Source organism: Paraliomyxa miuraensis (genome assembly GCF_026337845.1).
Taxonomy (GTDB): Bacteria; Myxococcota_A; Polyangia; order Nannocystales; family Nannocystaceae; genus Paraliomyxa; species Paraliomyxa miuraensis.
Map to the genome: position 1 here is coordinate 79,977 of NZ_JAOVZF010000137.1, position 17,533 is coordinate 97,509.

The window sequence follows — 17,533 nt, forward strand, 5'->3', positions numbered from 1 at the left end:
GGTATCTGTCACAGCGTCGAGTCTACCGCGGGGTGGTGACCGGGCCACACTCGTTGACACCTGGCGCGGTGGCTTGGGGTGTCCTGGCCCGCAGGCGGCCGTCCTGGCGCGTCCATGGCGTGGGGCCGGGCGGAGGGGTGGCTCCCGGTTCGGCGTGGGGGATGGCATGAGGACCCCCGGCGCCTAGGGCGTCCCGCGCGCTCCAGGCCCGTGAAACACGGTTGGAGGCGGCGACGGTGGTCCTGCGGTGGAAGCGGGGATTACACTGCCGCGGACGATGGCGAGGGCCAAGCCCAGCCGTACCCCGGTCGGGGACTCGAGCAAGTCGCGCAAGGGGGATGCCCTCGTGCGCGCGCAGGGGCCCGGTGACGAGGCGGTCGAGGTCGAGGTCCTCGACGCTCCGCCTCCCGACGATGGCGAGGGCACCGAGCCCGACTCACTGGACGAGCGGGGCACGGAGCCGGACACGGGACGCGAGGCGCTCGCCGACGTGGAGGTCAGCGATGCCGATCTCGATGCGATCGAGTCCGAGCTCGCTCGGCGGGCCCGGGCGGCCCCCAAGGGCTCCACCGCGCTCGCACGGCGCGATCCGATGGCGGCCTACATGGCCGAGGTGCGCCAGCACCCGCTGCTGACCCGCGACGAGGAGTACGAGCTGGCCGTGCGCTGGTTCGAGCACGGTGATCGCGAGGCGGCGCGCAAGCTCGTCACCTCGAACCTGCGCCTGGTCGTCAAGATCGCCCACGAGTACCGCCGCGCCTACCAGAACCTGCTCGACCTGGTGCAGGAGGGCAACGTGGGGCTGGTCAAGGCGGTGCAGAAGTTCGATCCGTACCGCGGGGTCAAGCTCTCGACCTACTCGGGCTGGTGGATCCGCGCCTACATCCTCAAGTACATCCTCAACAACTGGCGCCTGGTGAAGATCGGCACCACGCAGAACCAGCGCAAGTTGTTCTTCAACCTTCGCAAGCAGCGAGAGGCCCTGGTGGCGGCGGGGGTCGATCCCACGCCCGAGCGCATCGCCAAGGCCCTCGACGTCTCGCCCAAGGAAGTGGTGGAGATGGAGCGGCGCATGGCAGCGCCCGATGTCTCGCTCGACGCTCCGCTGGGCAACGACGACGGCGACGGAACGCGGACCCGCCTCGATCTCATCGAGGACGACTTCGCCGATCCCGAGGACAACGTGGACTCGGTGGAGTTCAAGAGCCTGCTGCAGGACAAGCTGCTGACCTTCGGGGCCGGGCTGGACGGACGCGAGCTGGAGATCTTCCGCGATCGCCTGGTGTCCGACGAACCGATCACGCTCCAGGACCTCGGCGACCGCTGGGGGGTCTCGCGCGAGCGTGCGCGGCAGATCGAGAAGCGGCTGGTGCTGCGGCTGCGGGAGTACCTGCAGGCGGAACTCGGGGACGCGGTCCAGATCGCGCTGGGGCACGAGCCTCCCTAGCCCGCGGGCCGAGCGGCCCGGGCCGACATGGTCGAAGACGACCTCGGACTTCCTCGTAGAGCGGGTTCGTGCGTGGGGCGTGGGGCGCGGCACCTCGGGGAACGGACGCGGGTGAAGTGCGCGGCGTGGGCACGATGGTCGTGAAGGTGATCGCCGTGCCGACCTCGGGTTGACAACTGCGCCCGCGAGTAAAGACAGCCACCGGAGGAATCGAGCCCATGCAAGCCTCAAGGAGATCGAGATGGTGGCGCAGCTCGCTGACGGTCGCTGCATCGATGGCGGTCGTCGCGGTCGCGTGTGAACGCGATGCCGCCGACGCAGACGAGCCTACGAGCGTGTCCAAGGCGCCGCAGGAGCAGTCGTCGACCCCCGAGCCCGTCGCCGCCGGGAAGACGGCGGAGTCGGCACCGCGCGACGACGAAGCTCACGCGAGGGACGCGGAGAAGGAGAAGACGATGCCGGAGCGTGAGCCTCGGCCGAGCGCGATCGACGAGTGCCCGGGTGTCGTGGGGCGCGGGCTGGTCACAGCCATCGAGCGCGAGCTGAGGGACGACGCGGTGGTGCCCGATGACGTCACGGTCACCAACCGGTATGGCGTCGTGACTCTGTCGGGGAAGGTCCCGAGCGTGCTGGCCGAACAACGGGCACTCCGGCTGGCCGAGACCGTGCGCGGCGTGAAGGTGGTGATGGATGACCTCGAGCTCGAGGCTCGAGAGCCAGGCAAGACCGTGGACGATCCGACGCTGCTCCAGGACGTGAAGCAGGCGTTGCTCCAAGATCCGACGGCCGACAGCTGGAAGATCGACATCGACGTGAAGGATGGGCGCGTGACCTTGCGCGGTGCCGTCGACTCGTGGGTCGAGGCGCAGCATGCCGAGTGGGTGGCCATGAGCGTACGCGGAGTGCGATCCGTGGACAGCCAGCTCACGGTGAAGCCGCCGGCCCCACGTGTGGATTCCGAGGTCCTGCAGGACGTGCAGGCCCGCCTGCGTTGGGATGCGCTCGTCGATGACTCGCTCATCGACGTATTCGTGGACGACGGCGAGGTGCGTCTGGTGGGGACGGTGGGCAGTGCCGCCGAGCGCCGACGCGCTCGAGGCGACGGCTGGGTCACCGGCGTCGTGGACGTCGATGCATCCGACCTGCAGATCGAGCCCTGTCTGGAGGCGGTGCACCGCGACCCGGCGCGCTCGGGTCCCACGGGCGAGGAGATCACCCGGGCCATCGTGCTGGCGATGGCGCTCGAGCCCACGGTGGCCTCCCATCGCGTCGAGCCCCAGGTGATCGGCGGCCTGGTCACGCTGACCGGCACGGTCGACAATGCCAACGCACGCGCGACGGCCGAGCGCATCGCCGCCCACACCGTGGGCGTATCCAAGGTCGACAATCGCATCGAGGTTCGGCCGAGCAAGCCCGTCGACGACCAAGTGCTCGCCACTCGCATCGACCAGGCGCTGCTGCGCAATCCGGTCACCGAGGCCTACGAGATCGACGTCACGGTCAACGGCGGCCACGCCGTGCTGAGCGGCCAGGTCGACGACTACGCGGAGTTCGGCGAGGCTACCTATGTGGCCAGCGGGATCGAGGGCGTGGTGGCGGTGGACAACCGCCTCTCGGTGGTCGACCCCGAGGCCTTCGTATATGACCCGTACGTGGTGCCGTTTCACCCCTATCTGTGGCCGGGGCGGTGGCACGGAACGCTCGCCACCACGCTCGCTGACGAGCGGATCGCCGACGAGATCCGCGACGAGTTGTTCTGGAGCCCGTTCGTCGATCGCGACGAGATCCAAGTCACCGTGGAGAACGGCAAGGCGATCCTGCGTGGCAAGGTCGACTCATGGGCCGAGCGTGACGCGGCCATCGAGAATGCCTACGAAGGAGGCGCCGTCAGCGTGGACGACCAGCTGGTGGTCGAGCAGTCCGAGCAATAGATCCCGGGACGTCCCGGCGTGGCGGGCTGTCATCGGGGACTCCGCGGCGGGGCGCGCATGGGGCCGGGATCCTCGAGTTCGGGGTCCTCGATCGGAGCTTCGGAGCCCTCGTCGGGGTCTCGTCTCGGTGCTTCGTCGCCGGTGTCGGGGTCCTCCACCGGCGGGCCCTCGTCGTCGCCGGGAGGTGGTTTGCGTGGGGGTGGGCTGCGGCATGGGTCTTCGACCGGAGGGCCGTGCCCCGAGTGTTCTTCTGGCGAGGAGGTCATGTTTCGTTGTAGGCGCCACCGAGCCGTTCGCAAGTGATCGGTGCTGGTTGCCACGCTCGGTCGAAGGGCTAGGGTCGTACGGGGTGGGAGGTGCGATCGCGATGCGACGAGGCGACGGACTCGCCCGAGCTGGTCGATCCTCGACGATGCGGGGAGATAAGAGACGATGCAGTACGAACGATCGGAATTTGCTCACCAATACCCCTTCGGCCGTCACGACGAGGACTTCGAGCGCCGCGGCGGCTTGCGGCGTGAACCCTTTCCCCAACAAGAGCGACGGCGTGGCCGGAACCGAGACTGGGAGCAGCGCTATGGTCGCGAGCCGGGGTTCGAGCGTCGCGTCGACTACGAGCAGCCGGGCGGTGAGGGGTACTACTACTCGGGATACGACGAGCCGCTGGAGTACGGTCACCGAGGCCGCCCTTGGGAGGCCCATGGGCTCGAGCCGGGTTGGTATCGCCGTGAGCCGTGGGTCTCGCGTCCGGGCTACGGTGGTCGAGACCTCGGGCCGTCCCGCGAGCATGGTGAGTTTCGAGGCCGGGGTCCTCGCGGCTACCGGCGCTCGGACGATCGCATCCTCGAGGATGCGTGCGACATGCTCACCGACAGCGACATCGACGTTGGTGATGTGACCGTCACGGTCGATGATGGCGAGATTACGCTCGAGGGCACCGTGGGGAGCCGTCGGGAGAAGCGCTACGTGGAGGACATCGTGTGCGAGGTCCATGGCGTTCGCGATTGCCACAACAACCTGAGGATCGCGGCCTCCTCCGAGCGCCACTCGACCGCGGGAGCGTCCGAGCCGCCCGACCGGTCCGCGCAGCTCGGCGAGGAGCAGCACCACTGAGCAGACCACCACATTCAGCCCTCCGGACGCTCCGCTTGCCCGCCTCGGCGGGGCTCCTGGGTTATTGGTGGAGGCTCGCGTGAGACGACTCGACGGGAGGACCGAGTGGTCGTGATCACGGGGCCGCGGCGGGGGTGGGGCGGGCCACCCTGAGCGTGGTGCACCTGCCTGCGCTCAGCACGAAACGGCTGCGATTCGCAGCGCACGGCACGGCACGGCGCGACGACCCCGAGCGCCCCGACCTGTTCTCGCCCGGGCCCGGCCGGCCGGCGTCGCGCGCTCCCTTCGACGACGTGGCGCGTCGTCACTGCCCGCGGCTGCGGAGCCGGTCGCGCCGCTTGAGCCCCACGGTCACCGAGGCTAGGACAGCGCTCTCCATCCAAGGCGGCCGTAACCAAGGAGTGCTCGCACCGTGCTCGAGGCCACGAACACCACCGGCTCACCCTGGAACCGGCCACTGTGGCTCGAGTACGTGCTGGCGGTCGGCGCCATCGTGCTGGCGCTCGTCGTGCGCTGGCTGCTCGACCCCGTGCTCGGGGATGCGGCTCCGTTCGTCACCGTGTTCACCGTCATGCTGATCCTCGTGCTCCTGGTGCGGCCGGGGCCGTTCCTGGCTGCGACGGTGGTGGCGTGGGGCGGCAGCCTGGTGCTGTTCGTGCGACCTCGAATCACGGTCGCCACGATGGGCTCGACGGACATCTGGGAGACCACGCTGTTCGGCCTCGCCGGCGCAGCCGCATGCGTCACCGCCTGGCTGTCGCACCGCGTCGAGCACCAGCGACGGTTCGCGCACGAGCAGCTCATACGGCGCGGCGAGGAATTGCGCCTGGTCACCGATGCCGTACCCGCGCTCATTTCGTACGTCGACCACGAGCTGCGCTATCGCTTCGCCAACGCGCGCTACCATGAATGGTTCGGGAGTCGGCCCGAGGAGATCATGGGCAAGGAGCTGCGCGAGGTCCTGGGCGATGCGGCCTACGAGCACATCGAGCCTCATGTGAGGGCGGCCCTGGCCGGCCGTCGCTGCCGGTTCGAGGCCACCTTGCCCTACCGCGAGGGGGGGACGCGGCACGTCATGGCCGAGTACGTGCCCGACATCAGACGGGACGGCACGGTGGCCGGCATCTACGCGCTCGTCAACGACGTCACCGGTCACGAGCGGGCCGAGGTGGCTCAGGCCCAGCTCGCCGCAATCGTCGAGTCGTCGGGGGATGCGATCACGAGCCTCTCGCTCGACGGCGAGATACTGACGTGGAACGCAGGCGCCGAGCGGCTGTTCGGCTACCCCGCGAGCGAGGCGGTGGGCCAGAGCATCGATCTGATCCTCCCGCCCGAGCTGCCCGTCGCCGAGCGGCGAAGGCTCGAGCGGGTGCGCGAGGGCGAGGTGGTCGGTCCATACGACACGGTACGTTGCACGAAGGACGGCCGAAGGATCGACGTCTCGGTCACGATGGCACCGCTGCGCGACGGCTCGGGTCAGGTGATCGGCGTGTCGAAGATCGACCGCGACATCGCGGCCCGCAAGCGGGCCGAGCGTGCGCTCAAGGAGACGCGCACGCGCGAGCGCTCGTACCTCGAGCACCTGCCCATCGGCATATGGTTCGCCAACGAGGACGGCGAGATCCTGTTCGGCAACGCGGCCGGCCAGCGGATCTGGGGCGGAGTGAGGCTCGTGGGACCCGAGGACTACGCAGTCTACGAGGCGTACTGGCACGGCACCGACCGCCGGCTCGCCTCCGAGGACTGGGCGACGTTCCGGGCCGCGCGGCACGGCGAGACCTCGATGAACGAGGAGCTCGACATCGTCGGCTTCGACGGCGCACGCCGGACGATCCTCAATTCGGCGGTGCCCGTTCGTACCGACGACGACACGATCGTCGGCGTCGTCGTCCTGAACCAGGACATCACCGAGCAGAAGCAAGCTCAGAGGGCGCTGCAGGAGGCCGATCGACACAAGGAGGAGTTCCTCGCCACGCTGGCCCATGAGCTGCGCAACCCGCTGGCCGCCATTAGCACTGCGACCGATCTGCTGGTGGACGAAGGCCGGCACGAACCCGCACCGCTCGAGCGCGTGATGGCGATCGTCCGGCGCCAGGTGTCACTGATGGTGCGGCTCATCGACGACCTGCTCGACATCAACCGAATCAGCCATGGACGGCTCGAGCTGCGCACACAGCGGGTGTCCGTGATGTCGCTCGTCGAGCAAGCGGTCGACTCTGCTCGCACCTGGATCGAGCGGAAGGGGCACGCGGTGGCGGTGCTGCAGCCGCCCGAACCGGTCGAGGTGATCGGCGACGCGGTCCGATTGATCCAGGTGTTCGGCAACGTGCTCAGCAACGCGTGCAAGTACACCGACCCCCGGGGGCACATCGAGCTGCTCGTCGGCCGCGATGGCAGCGACGTCGTCGTGACGATCCGCGACGACGGCGTGGGCGTCCCGCCCGAGAAGCTCGAGGCGATCTTCGAGATGTACGCACGGGTCGAGGGGGCCGATCGCGGCGAGGGCGGGCTGGGCATCGGCCTGACGCTGTCGCGTCGCCTCGTGGAGATGCACGGCGGCACGATGACCGCGGCCAGCGAGGGGCCTGGCCAGGGCACCACGATCACCATCCGCCTGCCCGCCTGCGAGGTGCAGGCGGACGAGCCCGCCTCGGCCACCTCCGGCGCGACCCCGGCGGCGGCACCCGCCGGGGGGTGCCGCATTCTCGTGGTGGACGACAACATCGATGCAGCCGACACCCTGGCCCTGTTGCTCGCGCGGCGAGGCCACGACACCCGCATCGCCTACGACGGCACCAGCGCGCTGCGAGAGGCCGCCGCGTTTCGGCCCGAGGTGATCCTGCTCGACCTCGGGCTGCCCGACATGGATGGGACCGATGTTTGTCAGGCGATCCGCGGCGATGCATGGGGGAGAGACATCGTCGTCGTCGCCCTCACCGGGTGGGGCCAGGAGCAGGACAAGCACCGCACCGCGGCTGCCGGCTTCGACGCCCACCTCACCAAGCCGGCCGACCTGGGCGAGCTGTCACGGCTGCTGGTCCGCGGCGCCACGAAGTCGAGCTGAAGCTCGGGCGCCGTGAGGGGCGTGGCAGGTGAGGTTCACTCGCGGGTACCGATGATGGTGACGTCGTCACCGAGCACATGGTGAACGTAGACCACCTGGACGATCACCACCAGCGTCACGAGCAATGGCGTGGACATGAACAGGCCGATGACACCGGCAGAGAGGCCGAGCAGGATCTGGAAGGCCAGCAGCAGCGCCGGGGGCATCGAGACGACCCTTTGGTCGATGAGAGGCGTGATCGCATAGGTCTCGAGCACCTGCACTCCGGCGTAGACCAGCAGCGCCCACAGGGCAGTCCTCGGGCCGATGGCCAGTCCCACCAACACCCCGGGGATGGCCGCCATGATCGGTCCGAGGTTGGGCACGAACGAGAGCGCCCCGGCGATGATGCCCAGCGGGATCGCCAGCGGCACCCCGGCGATCCATAGACCCAGCGCCGTGCCCACCCCCACCACCGCCATCGACAGCAAGCGGCCGAGGAACCAGCTGCGAAGCGCCTGGGCGATGGCCTCCAGCAGCGAGCGGACTTCCGCGCGGCGAGGCGGGGGAAACAGGCTCGAGAAGCCGCGTAGGTAGAGATCGGGGCTGGCGGCAAAGTAGATGCCGAACACGACCACCAACACCAACGACGCGACCGTTCCCACGGCGGTGCTGAGCAGCCCTCCAAAGCGAGGCGAGAGCAGCGAGGTGAGCTCCAGCCCGGTCACTTCCTCGAGCAATCGAGACCCCCATGTCCGTGCCTCCAGCCACGTGCGTAGGCCGTCCCAGGCCGAGACCACCTGCTGCTGCAGGCCCTCGAAGCGCCCGACCAGCGCGGGTCCCAGCCAGGAGCCCAGCCCCACGGCGGCGCCGAGCAACAGCAGCAGTACCAGCGCCAGCGCCAGCTTGCGCGGCATGTGGGTGAGGCCGGCGATGCGCTGGGCCACGCCATCGAGGAGCACACCGATGAGCACGCCTCCGAAGACCGTGAGCATGGTCGCCCAGGCCAACCCCATGATCACCAGGGTCACCGACACCAGCGCCACCAAGCCGATGACGATCAGGACTCGATGACGGAACACACGTGGTGGGTGGTCATCGGATGCGTCGTCATCGTGCATGGTCGACCGCGCGACGAGCTTCTTGCTGGCGCTGGGGACGGGTCGTCGACGACTCCCCGCCATCACGACCGGTCGCTACGCCCGGGGCGGCGGGATGTGGCGGGCGCCGGGCCCGTGGCTCACGCCGGCGTCGGAGATCGTCGCGTGGTGGCGATCCTTGGCCTCGTCATACGCGCGGTCGAGGTCCCGCAGCTCGCGGCTCTCGAACGCTTCCTCGCACTGAGCGAACAGGACGTCTTCCTCCTCGCGCACGTGCGCCTGGACGAGCTGTCGAAGTTGCTGCAGCTGTTCCCGCCAGCGTGGCGAGTCCATCGAGGTGCGGTCGAGCTCCTGCACGACGTCTTCCACCGCTTGGTGCTCGGAGCGGCTGCCCGCGACGGCCACGGCCGTCTTCGGACGCGCCTCGCAGGCGGGGTACAGCACCTCCTGCTCGGCCCGGAGGTGGATCAGGAGCTTGCGGCGCATCGCCGCGTAGTGGTCGTCGGCGGCCTTGGTGATCGACGATGCCGACAGGATCTCGTCGAGCAGCGCAGTCACCTCGGCATGCTCGCCCTCGAGGGTATTGAGGATGCCGGCCCTCCCGCTCAGTGCGGATGCGGCTTGCTTGGCTGCTGCTTTGATCTTCTCGATGACCATGATGATCTCCAGTTCTGGGGTGGCTCGAGCTCCGTTCTGAATCGCCGGGAGGCGGGAGCAAGCGGATTTTTCTCGTCGGGGAGAAGACGTCGACCCACTCCGTCGCGGGCGCTCGCTGACAGTGAAGCCACCAGGCAGCTGGCAAGTAAGGGAGGCCGTCGTCGCCGGCCTCCCCCCCTCCGCTTCGCGGTCGGTGAGGCCCAGCTACACGCGGGCTCCGGCCTCGATGACCCCGCAGGCGATGGGCGGGCCCGCGTTTCCGGCCGGCTCGTTGCGGTCGTCGTCGGGATCCATGTGGATGATGATCGCCGTCCCGCCGTCCCGCAGCAGCGAGGGCGAGTCCTTGGCCTCGCTGCGACGCAGGGTCGCGTCCTCCACCACTCGGTAGTCATGGGCGTTCCCGGCATCGTCGACGATCAGGTCGACCAGGTCACCGGCGTGGGCGCCATCCACGTTCCGATCGGCCAGGCCGTGGCCCTTTCCGAGCGGGTTGAAGTGCCCGCCTGCCGACTCGAATGACGGAGCCGTACACTCGCCATGCTCGTGGATGTGCATTGCATGGTCACCAGGAGGCAGACCATGGACATCGATGGTCACCAGCACGCCTTCATCGATCGCTCGAAAGCTCGCCGTGCCCACCTCGGCACCGTTGGTGTCGAGCAATTGCGCCGTCGCGTGTGAGCCGTTGCCGCCACAGCCGCTCGCGCCGAGCAGGCCGAGCAGGCCGAGTGAGAACAGTGCCGCGCCCAGGCGGGCGGGCGAGTGGGATGTGGTCTTCATGGGTGCCTCTCTCCCTCTTGTTTGACCCGCATGGGGGGGCGTGCAAGCGAGGCGGAGCGCCGCGACCGCGAGGGCCCGGCGCCTCGACCTCGCCCGGAGTCACCCTCATGGAATGCTCGATGTGCGAGGCCGCTCGTGCGGGCCGTTGCGCTCGCCGAGAGGCTACCCGGTCGCGGATGGTGGGCCCTCTCACCGTCGTTCGACCCTTGGCATGCCTCGTGCTTGTCGCCCCTGGCATGAATGCGTCGACGATCATCAAGTCAGTGCTCGCTCTCACCACGCTCGTGCTCATCTCTCAGGGCATCGCTTGTTCCGACCAGCCCGACGGTGGCATCTGGGTCGAGCTCGACTGCAGTCGGTACTGCGCGCGCGCCAACGAGTGCAACGAGGAGGTCAACGAGGGCGAGTGCGAGGACCGATGCCTCTCCGCCCTCGCCAATTGTCAGGCAGACGAGCGCGAGGCGGCCCAGAACCAGATCGACGAGTGCTCCGACGCAAACTGCGACGACCTCGTCGGCTGCACGGTGGATGCGGGCGCGCGCTGCTACTTCGGCCTGTGACGCTTCTTCCGGCCGGCGATCATGCCCCACGTTCCTTGGGTGGGTGCTTGCTGCGGCCGTCCGCCGGGCTAGGGACACCGGGTGACGGAGCGCTGGCATGCACGCACCATCGACGAGGCCCTGGAGACGCTGCAGGTCGAACCCGAGCGGGGGCTCGACCGCGAGGAGGAGGAGCGGCGGCTCCGCGAGCACGGGCCCAATCGGCTGCGGAAGGTGGAGACCCGACCCTGGTGGAAGGTGCTGCTGGCTCAGTTCCGCAGCATCGTGGTCCATCTGCTGACGGGCGCGGCGTTGCTCGCGTTCGTCTCCCAGCGCTGGCCGGAGGGCATCGCCGTGGTCGCGGTCATCGTGATCAATGCGGCGATCGGCTTCGTGACCGAGTGGAGGGCGGTGCGCTCGATGGCCGCGCTGCGCGAGCGGGGCGAGCGGGTCTGCCGCGTTCGCCGAGAGGGCCGAGAGCAGGAGGTCGACGCACCCGAGCTGGTCCCGGGCGACATCGTGCTGCTGCAAGCGGACGAGGTGGTTCCGGCCGATCTTCGTCTGGTCGAGGCCGAGTACTTGCGGGTGGACGAGGCGGCCTTGACCGGCGAGTCGGTGCCGGCCGAGAAGCTCGTGGACCCGGTGGACGAGCACGCCGAGCTCGCCGAGCGCCGGAGCATGATCTACAAGGGCACCAGCGTCGCGGACGGCAAGGCGGTCGGGGTGGTGGTGGCGACCGGGTCCGGCACCGAGCTGGGGAGGATCGCCGAGCTCGCCGAGCGAGCCGAGGCCGCCGCAACCCCGCTGCAGCAGCGTCTCGATCGACTGGGGCGGCGCCTGGCCTGGCTCACGATCGGGATCGCCACGGTGGTCGCGGTGACCGGCTTGCTGCTGCGACACCAGCCGGCCGAGCTGGTGGTCGAGACCGCCCTGGCGCTGGGGGTGGCGGCGATCCCCGAGGGCCTGCCGATCGTGGCCACCATGGCGCTCGCGCGCGGCATGCTCCTCATGGCTCGGCGCAACGCCCTGATCAATCGGCTGACCGCGGTCGAGACCCTGGGCGCCACGCGGGTGATCTTCTCCGACAAGACGGGGACCCTGACCGAGAACCGCATGCGCTTGCAGCGGGTGGTGACGCCCGCAGCTGACCACGTGGTGCGAGACGACCGCGTCGAGGAGGAGCCCGTCGAGGATCCTCTGCTGCGACGAGTGATGGAAGTGAGCGCGCTGTGCAACACTGCCACGCTCGAGGGGGACGAACCCGGAGATGGTCCTCGTGGTGACCCCACCGAGCTCGCGTTGCTCACCGGTGGTCTGGCGCTGGGAGTCGAGCGCGGTGCGCTGCTGCACGACGAGCCCCAGGTTCGGATCGAGCCGTTCGACCCGCGCGTGAAGATGATGGCCACGGTCCACGAGCTCGGCGGCACCTTCCACGTGGCGGTCAAGGGCGCGCCCGGGGCCGTGATGGAGGTGTGTACGCGGGTTGCCGCGAGCCGGCCCGACGAGGAACCTCGGCCGCTCGACGCGGACGTTCGCGAGCGGTGGCTACGGCGTGCCCGCGCGCTGGCCGGGGAAGGCCTGCGGGTCCTGGCCGTGGCCGACAAGCGCGTGGGCTCGCCGGATGCCGAGCCCTACGAGGACTTGGTGTTGCTGGGCTTGGTCGGCCTGCTCGATCCGCCACGGCAGGGGGTGAAGGCGGCGATCGATCGGTGCCAGGCCGCGGGCATTCGGGTGGCGATGGTGACCGGCGACCAGCCGGAGACGGCCTGGGCCATCGCGCATGCGGTGGGGATCGTGGGCGACCCCGAAGACCCCGAGGCGGTGGTGATGCGAGGTGGCGAGCTCTGCGGACCCGATGCGAGCGACGACGAGGGGCGCGGGCGGATCCTTCGCGCCAACATCTTCGCCCGGGTCAGCCCCGAGCAGAAGCTGGAGCTCGTGCGCATGTACCAGGAGCACGGCGAGGTCGTGGCCATGACCGGCGATGGAGTCAATGACGCGCCCGCACTCAAGAAGGCCGACATCGGGGTGGCGATGGGTCGGCGTGGCACCGAGGCGGCCAAGCAGGCTGCCGACATGGTGCTGGGCGACGATGCCTTCGAGACCATCGTGGCTGCGGTGGAGCAGGGGCGGGTGATCTTCGCCAACATCCGCAAGTCGGTGATGTTCATGCTCTGCACCAACGTGGCCGAGGTGCTCGCGGTGTCGATCGCCACCTTCGCGGGCTGGACCTTGCCGCTGCGACCGCTGCAGATCCTCTACCTCAACGTGCTCACCGACGTGTTCCCCGCGCTCGCGTTGGGAGTGGGCTCGGGCAGCGGCGACGAGATGGAGCAGCCGCCCCGAGATCCGCAGGAGTCGGTGCTCACGCGCTCGTGCTGGCTCGAGATCGGAGGCTGGGCCGCGCTCCTGGGCGCCTGCGTGCTGGGCGGGCTGCTCATGGCGGAGCACGTGTTGGAGCTGCCGGTGGCGGAGGCGGTGACCATTTCGTTCCTCACCCTCGGCTTTGGCAAGCTCTGGTTCACCTTCAACCTGCGCAGCCCGGGCTCGGGGCTGGTGCGCAACGAGATCACCCGCAACCGCTGGGTGTGGGCTGCGATTGCGCTGTGTACGGTGCTGCTGACCGCCGCGATCGCGGTCCCGGCTCTGTCCCGCACGCTCGGGACCGAGTCCCCCGGTCCCGACGGCTGGCTCCTCCTGCTCGGCACGAGCCTCGTTCCACTCGTGGTCGGCCAGGCGATCCGCGAAGGTCAGCGCGCGCATGGCCAGCGCGCGCATGGGAAGCTTCGCCACGGGTGTGCGCATTTGCCCGCCCACCACGGGCGCCAGGAACTCACCGCGACTCGTCGAGCACGAACGTGATCTTCATGGTCACCCGGTAGAGCTTGGCGTGACCGTTCTCGATGAGCAGCTCCTGGTCCTTGATCCAGGCGGCCTGGATGTTGTGGAGGGTCTTGGCGGCGCGCTCGATCCCATGCGCGATGGCATGCTCGAAGCTCTCGGACGACTGCGCGGTGACCTCGGTGATTCTGGCGACTGACATGGGTGAGTGCACCCTTCACCGCCATCCCGAGGTGTCAATCCGCGACCGCTCCTGCGGTGGTCTCCGACTGCAAGCCGGCTGCATGGACGCGTTGCCTGGCGCGAGACCTGCATGAGGTCGGGAGCCATGGATCCCACCAAGCCCGCGGAACGACCCGAGCCCCATCCCCTGTTCAAGGCGGGCCAATCGGACTCGCCCATCACGCTCACCGCCCTTCGCGTGGGCGTGGGCTCCATCATGGTCGTCCATGGTTGGCTCAAGCTCACCGATGCGGCCGCATGGAAGGATCAGGTGGTCCAGCTCGGGATGCCCGCTCCCGAGCTCACCGCGTGGCTGGCCATCGCGGGCGAGCTGCTCGGCGGCGCGGGCCTGGTCGTGGGCTTGCTGACTCCGCTGGCGGGACTCGGAGTGCTGGCCACCATGATCACCGCGATCGCCACCGTGCACCTGGGCCACGGCTTGCTGGCCAAGGATGGAGGGTACGAGTACCCGCTGACGATCGCGCTGGTCGCCGCGTTCTTCATCATGCGGGGGGCCGGTCCCTACAGCATCGATGCGCTGCTGAGCGGCCGCCGGCCCAGAGTGCACCCAGATCCTCGCGAGGGCAGCACCCCCCCGATGCACACGACCCCGCCTCGATGAGGGGCCAGCAGAGCGTCGCATGAGGCCCCACCAATGCCCCCGTTGGGGGGCAAGCTGGTTGCAGCGCCAGCCGAAAGCCGGTTGCGGGGCTAGAAGGTCAGCAACACCCGAAGGTACCCGTGCAGATCGACCACGTCGTCGATCATGTACCGCCGGCCCACGTTGTCGACCACGTCGCGGCGCAGCGGATTGACCTCGACCGTGTTGGGATCGACGCGATCGGGGTCGCCGCCGCTGCTGGCGTCGGCCTTGCCGCGGTTGGTGAAGGTCACGAAGTGCCGGGTGTCGGTGTTGCCGCGCACGCCGAGGTTGATCCGCGCGTGCTTGCCCAGGTGCAGGTTGAGGCCGCCGTCGAACCCGAAGGTCCCGAAGTCCTGCAGGTCGGTGACGCCCTCGAACTTGTTGCAGGAGGAGCCGCCGGCCGCGAGGTAGCCCGGGTCACCGGGGTTCTCGACGGCGAACGCCATCGCGTCGGTACGGCTGCACTGGTCGGTCTGGGTGGGATCGTTGCTGCCCACGAGCGCGGGGCTGTCGGCCAGCAGCTCCCAGATTTCGCTGTAGCCGCGGCCGCCGTAGTGGAGGATGGCGCTGCCCGAGAGGTAGACCGAGACCTTCATGCCCTTGGCCGCGCGCTCCCAGGGCACGATCTCGGTGCCGAACAGCAGGCCGGCGGTGGACTGCGGGTTGACGTTGCCCTGCGAGCCGACGCTCGAGTAGTCCTCGAACAGGCTGTCCGAGGCGCGGATCGACTGGCGCCAGAAGGCGAGGAAGTACGGGTCCAGGAACCGGTAGCGCCGCGACAACGCCGTCCACGCTCCCAGCTCGTGGATCCGGCGACCCACGCGACCGTTGCCGTCGGACTGGCCGTTGACGATGTCACGGGTGAAGGTCATGGCCCGGCCCACGGCAAAGCGACCCTCGAGGCCGATGAGCCAGTTGGGCATGTGCGAGCGCGTTCGCTGGCTCAGGATCCCGTACTTGAGGCCCACGTGGAGCTGATCGAAGCCACGCCGCGCCGGGCCGCTGAAGATGAGCTCGGTGGAGTCGCCGGTGTACTGCCCGAAGGGATCGCCGTTGTTGGTGGCGTCGAACCCTCCGTTGGGGATGATGCCGTCGCGGATGGTGGTGCTGTTGGCCTTGTTGACGCAGTTGGCGTCGCGCGAGTCACCGAACACGCAGTCGTCGGCGCGCTGGTCGAACTCGTAGGTGCGGGTATCGGCCAGGACCACGGGCACGGTGGCGTAGATCGCCAGGTCGTGCCAGAGCCCGATCTCCACGGTGGGCGTGATGGTGTGGCGGAACTGACGGAAGATCAGGTCCTTGACCAGCCGGGTGCTGTCGTCGTCCACGCCGGCGTTCCACTCGCGCAGGACGGCGGCCTGCTTGTAGTTGAAGTCGTAGGCGACCCCGAAGTGGATGTCGAACTGGTTGCCCTCCTCGAAGGAGGAGGCAACCCGGGTGACCTCCGCCGCATGGACGGACTGGCTGGCCCCGGCGATCGCGAGCGCTCCCAAGAGGGGAGCAAGCAAGGTCCCAGGCGAGGCTAGGTAGGGCTTCCGCATGCGGTTCACCTCGAAGCGCGACGCGGCACGCTACCAGCGCACGGTCGGTTCCGTCAATATTTCCCGTAAGATGGCTCTGCGGCGGCCGCTCAAACGGGCGGAATGCCCTTGGTCGTGCTGTCCTCGGCGGGCGTTCGCAAGCCCAGCTCCTTCATCTTGGACTGCAAGCTTCGGCGGCTGATCCCGAGCAAACGCGCGGAGCGGGTCACGTTGCCCTGGGTCTGCTCGAGGGCGGCCGAGATGAGCTCGGTCTCCACCAGCCGAGAGCCTTGCTTGACCGCTTCCTTGAGATCGAGCCCCAGGGACGAGAGCGGCAAGCGCAAGAGCCGCTCGCCCTCGGGGCCGGGGACCGAGCCCTCGGCTCCTTCGATGACGGGCTCGCCCCCGACGATCTCGTCGGCATCCTCGTCGTCCGGTTCGTCGTTTGGCTCGTCGCCATCGGCCTCGCGATCCGCGCTGGAGGGGGTCTCGAGGAAGGTCTCGGGCAGCGCGTCGCGCTCGATCACCGGGCCGGAGGCGAACAGCACCATGCGCTCGACCAGGTTCTCGAGCTCGCGGATGTTGCCCGGCCATGCGTACCGCGACAGCGCCTCGAGGGCGGCGGACGAGAACCCGGAGACCTTCTTGTCCAGGCGCTGGTTGCAGCGGCTGACGAAGTGCTCGATGAGCGCGGGCAGATCACCGATGCGCTCGCGCAGCGCGGGCAGCTCGATCGGCACGACGTTGAGGCGGTAGAAGAGATCCTCGCGGAAGCGACCGGCCTTGATCTCGGCCTCGAGGTTGCGGTTGCTGGCGGCGATGAGGCGCACGTCGACGTGGACCGTCTTGGTGCCCCCCACGCGCTCGAACTCCGATTCCTGGATCGCGCGCAGCAGCTTGACCTGGATCTCCAGCGGGATCTCGCTGACCTCGTCGAGGAACAGGGTGCCGCCGTCGGCCAGCTCGAAGCGGCCCTGGCGGCTCGAGACGGCGCCGGTGAAGGCACCGCGCTCGTGGCCGAACAGCTCGCTCTCGGTCAGCCCCGCCGGGATGGCGGCGCAGTTGACCCGAATGAACGGGGCCTCGCGCCGTGGCGAGCCCACGTGGAGCGCCCGCGCCACCAGCTCCTTGCCCGTGCCGCTCTCCCCCGCAATCAGCACGGTGGTGGGGCTGGCCGCGGCCGTACGCACGATCTCGCGGACCTTCTGCATCTGCGGCGAGTCGCCGATCATCCCCACTTCTTGGCTGGGATCGCTGGCTGCTCCCGGCTCGGCGGCGCTGGTCTTGCCCGTGCCGACCGAGGCACCGGTGCGCTCGCGGGTGGCGATGGCCTTGCCGAGCACGGTCTTGATCTGCTCGATCTCGAACGGCTTCTCGAGGAAGTCGAACGCGCCCGCCTTGAGGGCCTCGACGGCGGTGTCGACCGAGCCGTGGGCGGTCAGCATGATCACGGGGAGCTGCGGATCCTCCTGGATGAGCGCATGCAGCAGCTGCATGCCGTCCATGTTCGGCATCCGGATGTCGGTGATCACGGCATCGAAGGTGCCCGAGGGGTACGCGCGCACGCGAGCGAGGGCAGCCTTGCCGTCTTCCTCGGCGTGGACCTCATAGCCGGCTTGTTTGAGCAGGGTCCCGAGGACCTTGCGGATGTTGACCTCGTCGTCGCACAGAAGGATTCGCGAGCGGGACATAACGGG

13 protein-coding genes are annotated in these 17,533 nt (G+C 69.0%); 7 read left to right on the forward strand and 6 right to left on the reverse strand.

Going from position 1 to position 17,533, the window contains the following annotated elements; genetic code table 11:
* Window positions 1-277 precede the first annotated feature (277 nt).
* The 4 genes from OEB96_RS06715 to OEB96_RS06730 all read left to right on the forward strand — a co-directional run bounded on the left by OEB96_RS06715 (window position 278) and on the right by OEB96_RS06730 (window position 7,555).
* Entirely contained in the window at window positions 278-1,447 is a 1,170-nt protein-coding gene (locus OEB96_RS06715) for an RNA polymerase factor sigma-32 (RefSeq protein ID WP_266214618.1), read from the forward strand.
* Window positions 1,448-1,782: 335 nt separating this feature from the next.
* On the forward strand, window positions 1,783-3,378 hold the full coding sequence (locus OEB96_RS06720; protein WP_266214619.1) for a BON domain-containing protein: 1,596 nt from the start codon (window positions 1,783-1,785) through the stop codon (window positions 3,376-3,378).
* Between the two features lie 432 nt (window positions 3,379-3,810).
* A complete protein-coding gene (locus OEB96_RS06725; protein ID WP_266214620.1) occupies window positions 3,811-4,491 on the forward strand; it encodes a BON domain-containing protein in 681 nt (226 codons plus the stop codon).
* Between the two features lie 412 nt (window positions 4,492-4,903).
* Window positions 4,904-7,555, forward strand: coding sequence for a hybrid sensor histidine kinase/response regulator (locus OEB96_RS06730; protein WP_266214621.1), 2,652 nt, complete (start codon window positions 4,904-4,906; stop codon window positions 7,553-7,555).
* Window positions 7,556-7,590: 35 nt separating this feature from the next.
* Here OEB96_RS06730 and OEB96_RS06735 read toward each other — a convergent pair whose 3' ends face one another.
* The 3 genes from OEB96_RS06735 to OEB96_RS06745 all read right to left on the reverse strand — a co-directional run bounded on the left by OEB96_RS06735 (window position 7,591) and on the right by OEB96_RS06745 (window position 10,071).
* The gene (locus OEB96_RS06735) at window positions 7,591-8,655 is read right to left on the reverse strand and encodes an AI-2E family transporter (RefSeq protein ID WP_266214622.1); all 1,065 of its coding nucleotides are present in this window, start codon (window positions 8,653-8,655) and stop codon (window positions 7,591-7,593) included.
* 75 nt (window positions 8,656-8,730) lie between these two features.
* The gene (locus OEB96_RS06740) at window positions 8,731-9,291 is read right to left on the reverse strand and encodes a hemerythrin domain-containing protein (protein WP_266214623.1); all 561 of its coding nucleotides are present in this window, start codon (window positions 9,289-9,291) and stop codon (window positions 8,731-8,733) included.
* Window positions 9,292-9,495: 204 nt separating this feature from the next.
* Window positions 9,496-10,071, reverse strand: coding sequence for a superoxide dismutase family protein (locus OEB96_RS06745; protein WP_266214624.1), 576 nt, complete (start codon window positions 10,069-10,071; stop codon window positions 9,496-9,498).
* 263 nt (window positions 10,072-10,334) lie between these two features.
* Here OEB96_RS06745 and OEB96_RS06750 point away from each other — a divergent pair, with 263 nt between their 5' ends.
* Together OEB96_RS06750 and OEB96_RS06755 are read left to right on the forward strand one after the other, a co-directional pair.
* The gene (locus tag OEB96_RS06750) at window positions 10,335-10,631 is read left to right on the forward strand and encodes a hypothetical protein (RefSeq protein WP_266214625.1); all 297 of its coding nucleotides are present in this window, start codon (window positions 10,335-10,337) and stop codon (window positions 10,629-10,631) included.
* 81 nt (window positions 10,632-10,712) lie between these two features.
* A complete protein-coding gene (locus OEB96_RS06755; protein ID WP_266214626.1) occupies window positions 10,713-13,472 on the forward strand; it encodes a cation-translocating P-type ATPase in 2,760 nt (919 codons plus the stop codon).
* Here OEB96_RS06755 and OEB96_RS06760 read toward each other — a convergent pair.
* Window positions 13,444-13,653 carry a dodecin family protein gene (locus tag OEB96_RS06760; protein ID WP_266214627.1) on the reverse strand — a complete coding sequence of 70 codons (210 nt, stop codon included), beginning with the start codon at window positions 13,651-13,653 and terminating at the stop codon, window positions 13,444-13,446. The two genes, OEB96_RS06755 and OEB96_RS06760, sit on opposite strands and share 29 nt — an antisense overlap.
* A 126-nt stretch (window positions 13,654-13,779) precedes the next feature.
* Between OEB96_RS06760 and OEB96_RS06765 the strand changes: the two genes are divergently transcribed.
* Window positions 13,780-14,295, forward strand: a complete 516-nt coding sequence (locus OEB96_RS06765) for a DoxX family protein (RefSeq protein ID WP_266214628.1) — start codon at window positions 13,780-13,782, stop codon at window positions 14,293-14,295.
* Window positions 14,296-14,384: 89 nt separating this feature from the next.
* Here the strand turns inward: OEB96_RS06765 and OEB96_RS06770 are convergent, their stop codons facing one another.
* Window positions 14,385-15,824, reverse strand: a complete 1,440-nt coding sequence (locus OEB96_RS06770) for a hypothetical protein (RefSeq protein ID WP_266214629.1) — start codon at window positions 15,822-15,824, stop codon at window positions 14,385-14,387.
* A gap of 122 nt (window positions 15,825-15,946) precedes the next feature.
* Window positions 15,947-17,527, reverse strand: coding sequence for a sigma-54-dependent transcriptional regulator (locus OEB96_RS06775; protein WP_266214630.1), 1,581 nt, complete (start codon window positions 17,525-17,527; stop codon window positions 15,947-15,949).
* Window positions 17,528-17,533 lie beyond the last annotated feature (6 nt).

Coding starts and splice junctions, on each gene's coding strand:
- OEB96_RS06725 (WP_266214620.1), top strand. CDS start 3,811: ATGCAGTACGAACGATCGGAATTTGCTCACCAATACCCCTTCGGCCGT.
- OEB96_RS06775 (WP_266214630.1), bottom strand. CDS start 17,527: ATGTCCCGCTCGCGAATCCTTCTGTGCGACGACGAGGTCAACATCCGC.
- OEB96_RS06760 (WP_266214627.1), bottom strand. CDS start 13,653: ATGTCAGTCGCCAGAATCACCGAGGTCACCGCGCAGTCGTCCGAGAGC.
- OEB96_RS06765 (WP_266214628.1), top strand. CDS start 13,780: ATGGATCCCACCAAGCCCGCGGAACGACCCGAGCCCCATCCCCTGTTC.
- OEB96_RS06745 (WP_266214624.1), bottom strand. CDS start 10,071: ATGAAGACCACATCCCACTCGCCCGCCCGCCTGGGCGCGGCACTGTTC.
- OEB96_RS06715 (WP_266214618.1), top strand. CDS start 278: ATGGCGAGGGCCAAGCCCAGCCGTACCCCGGTCGGGGACTCGAGCAAG.
- OEB96_RS06735 (WP_266214622.1), bottom strand. CDS start 8,655: ATGCACGATGACGACGCATCCGATGACCACCCACCACGTGTGTTCCGT.
- OEB96_RS06740 (WP_266214623.1), bottom strand. CDS start 9,291: ATGGTCATCGAGAAGATCAAAGCAGCAGCCAAGCAAGCCGCATCCGCA.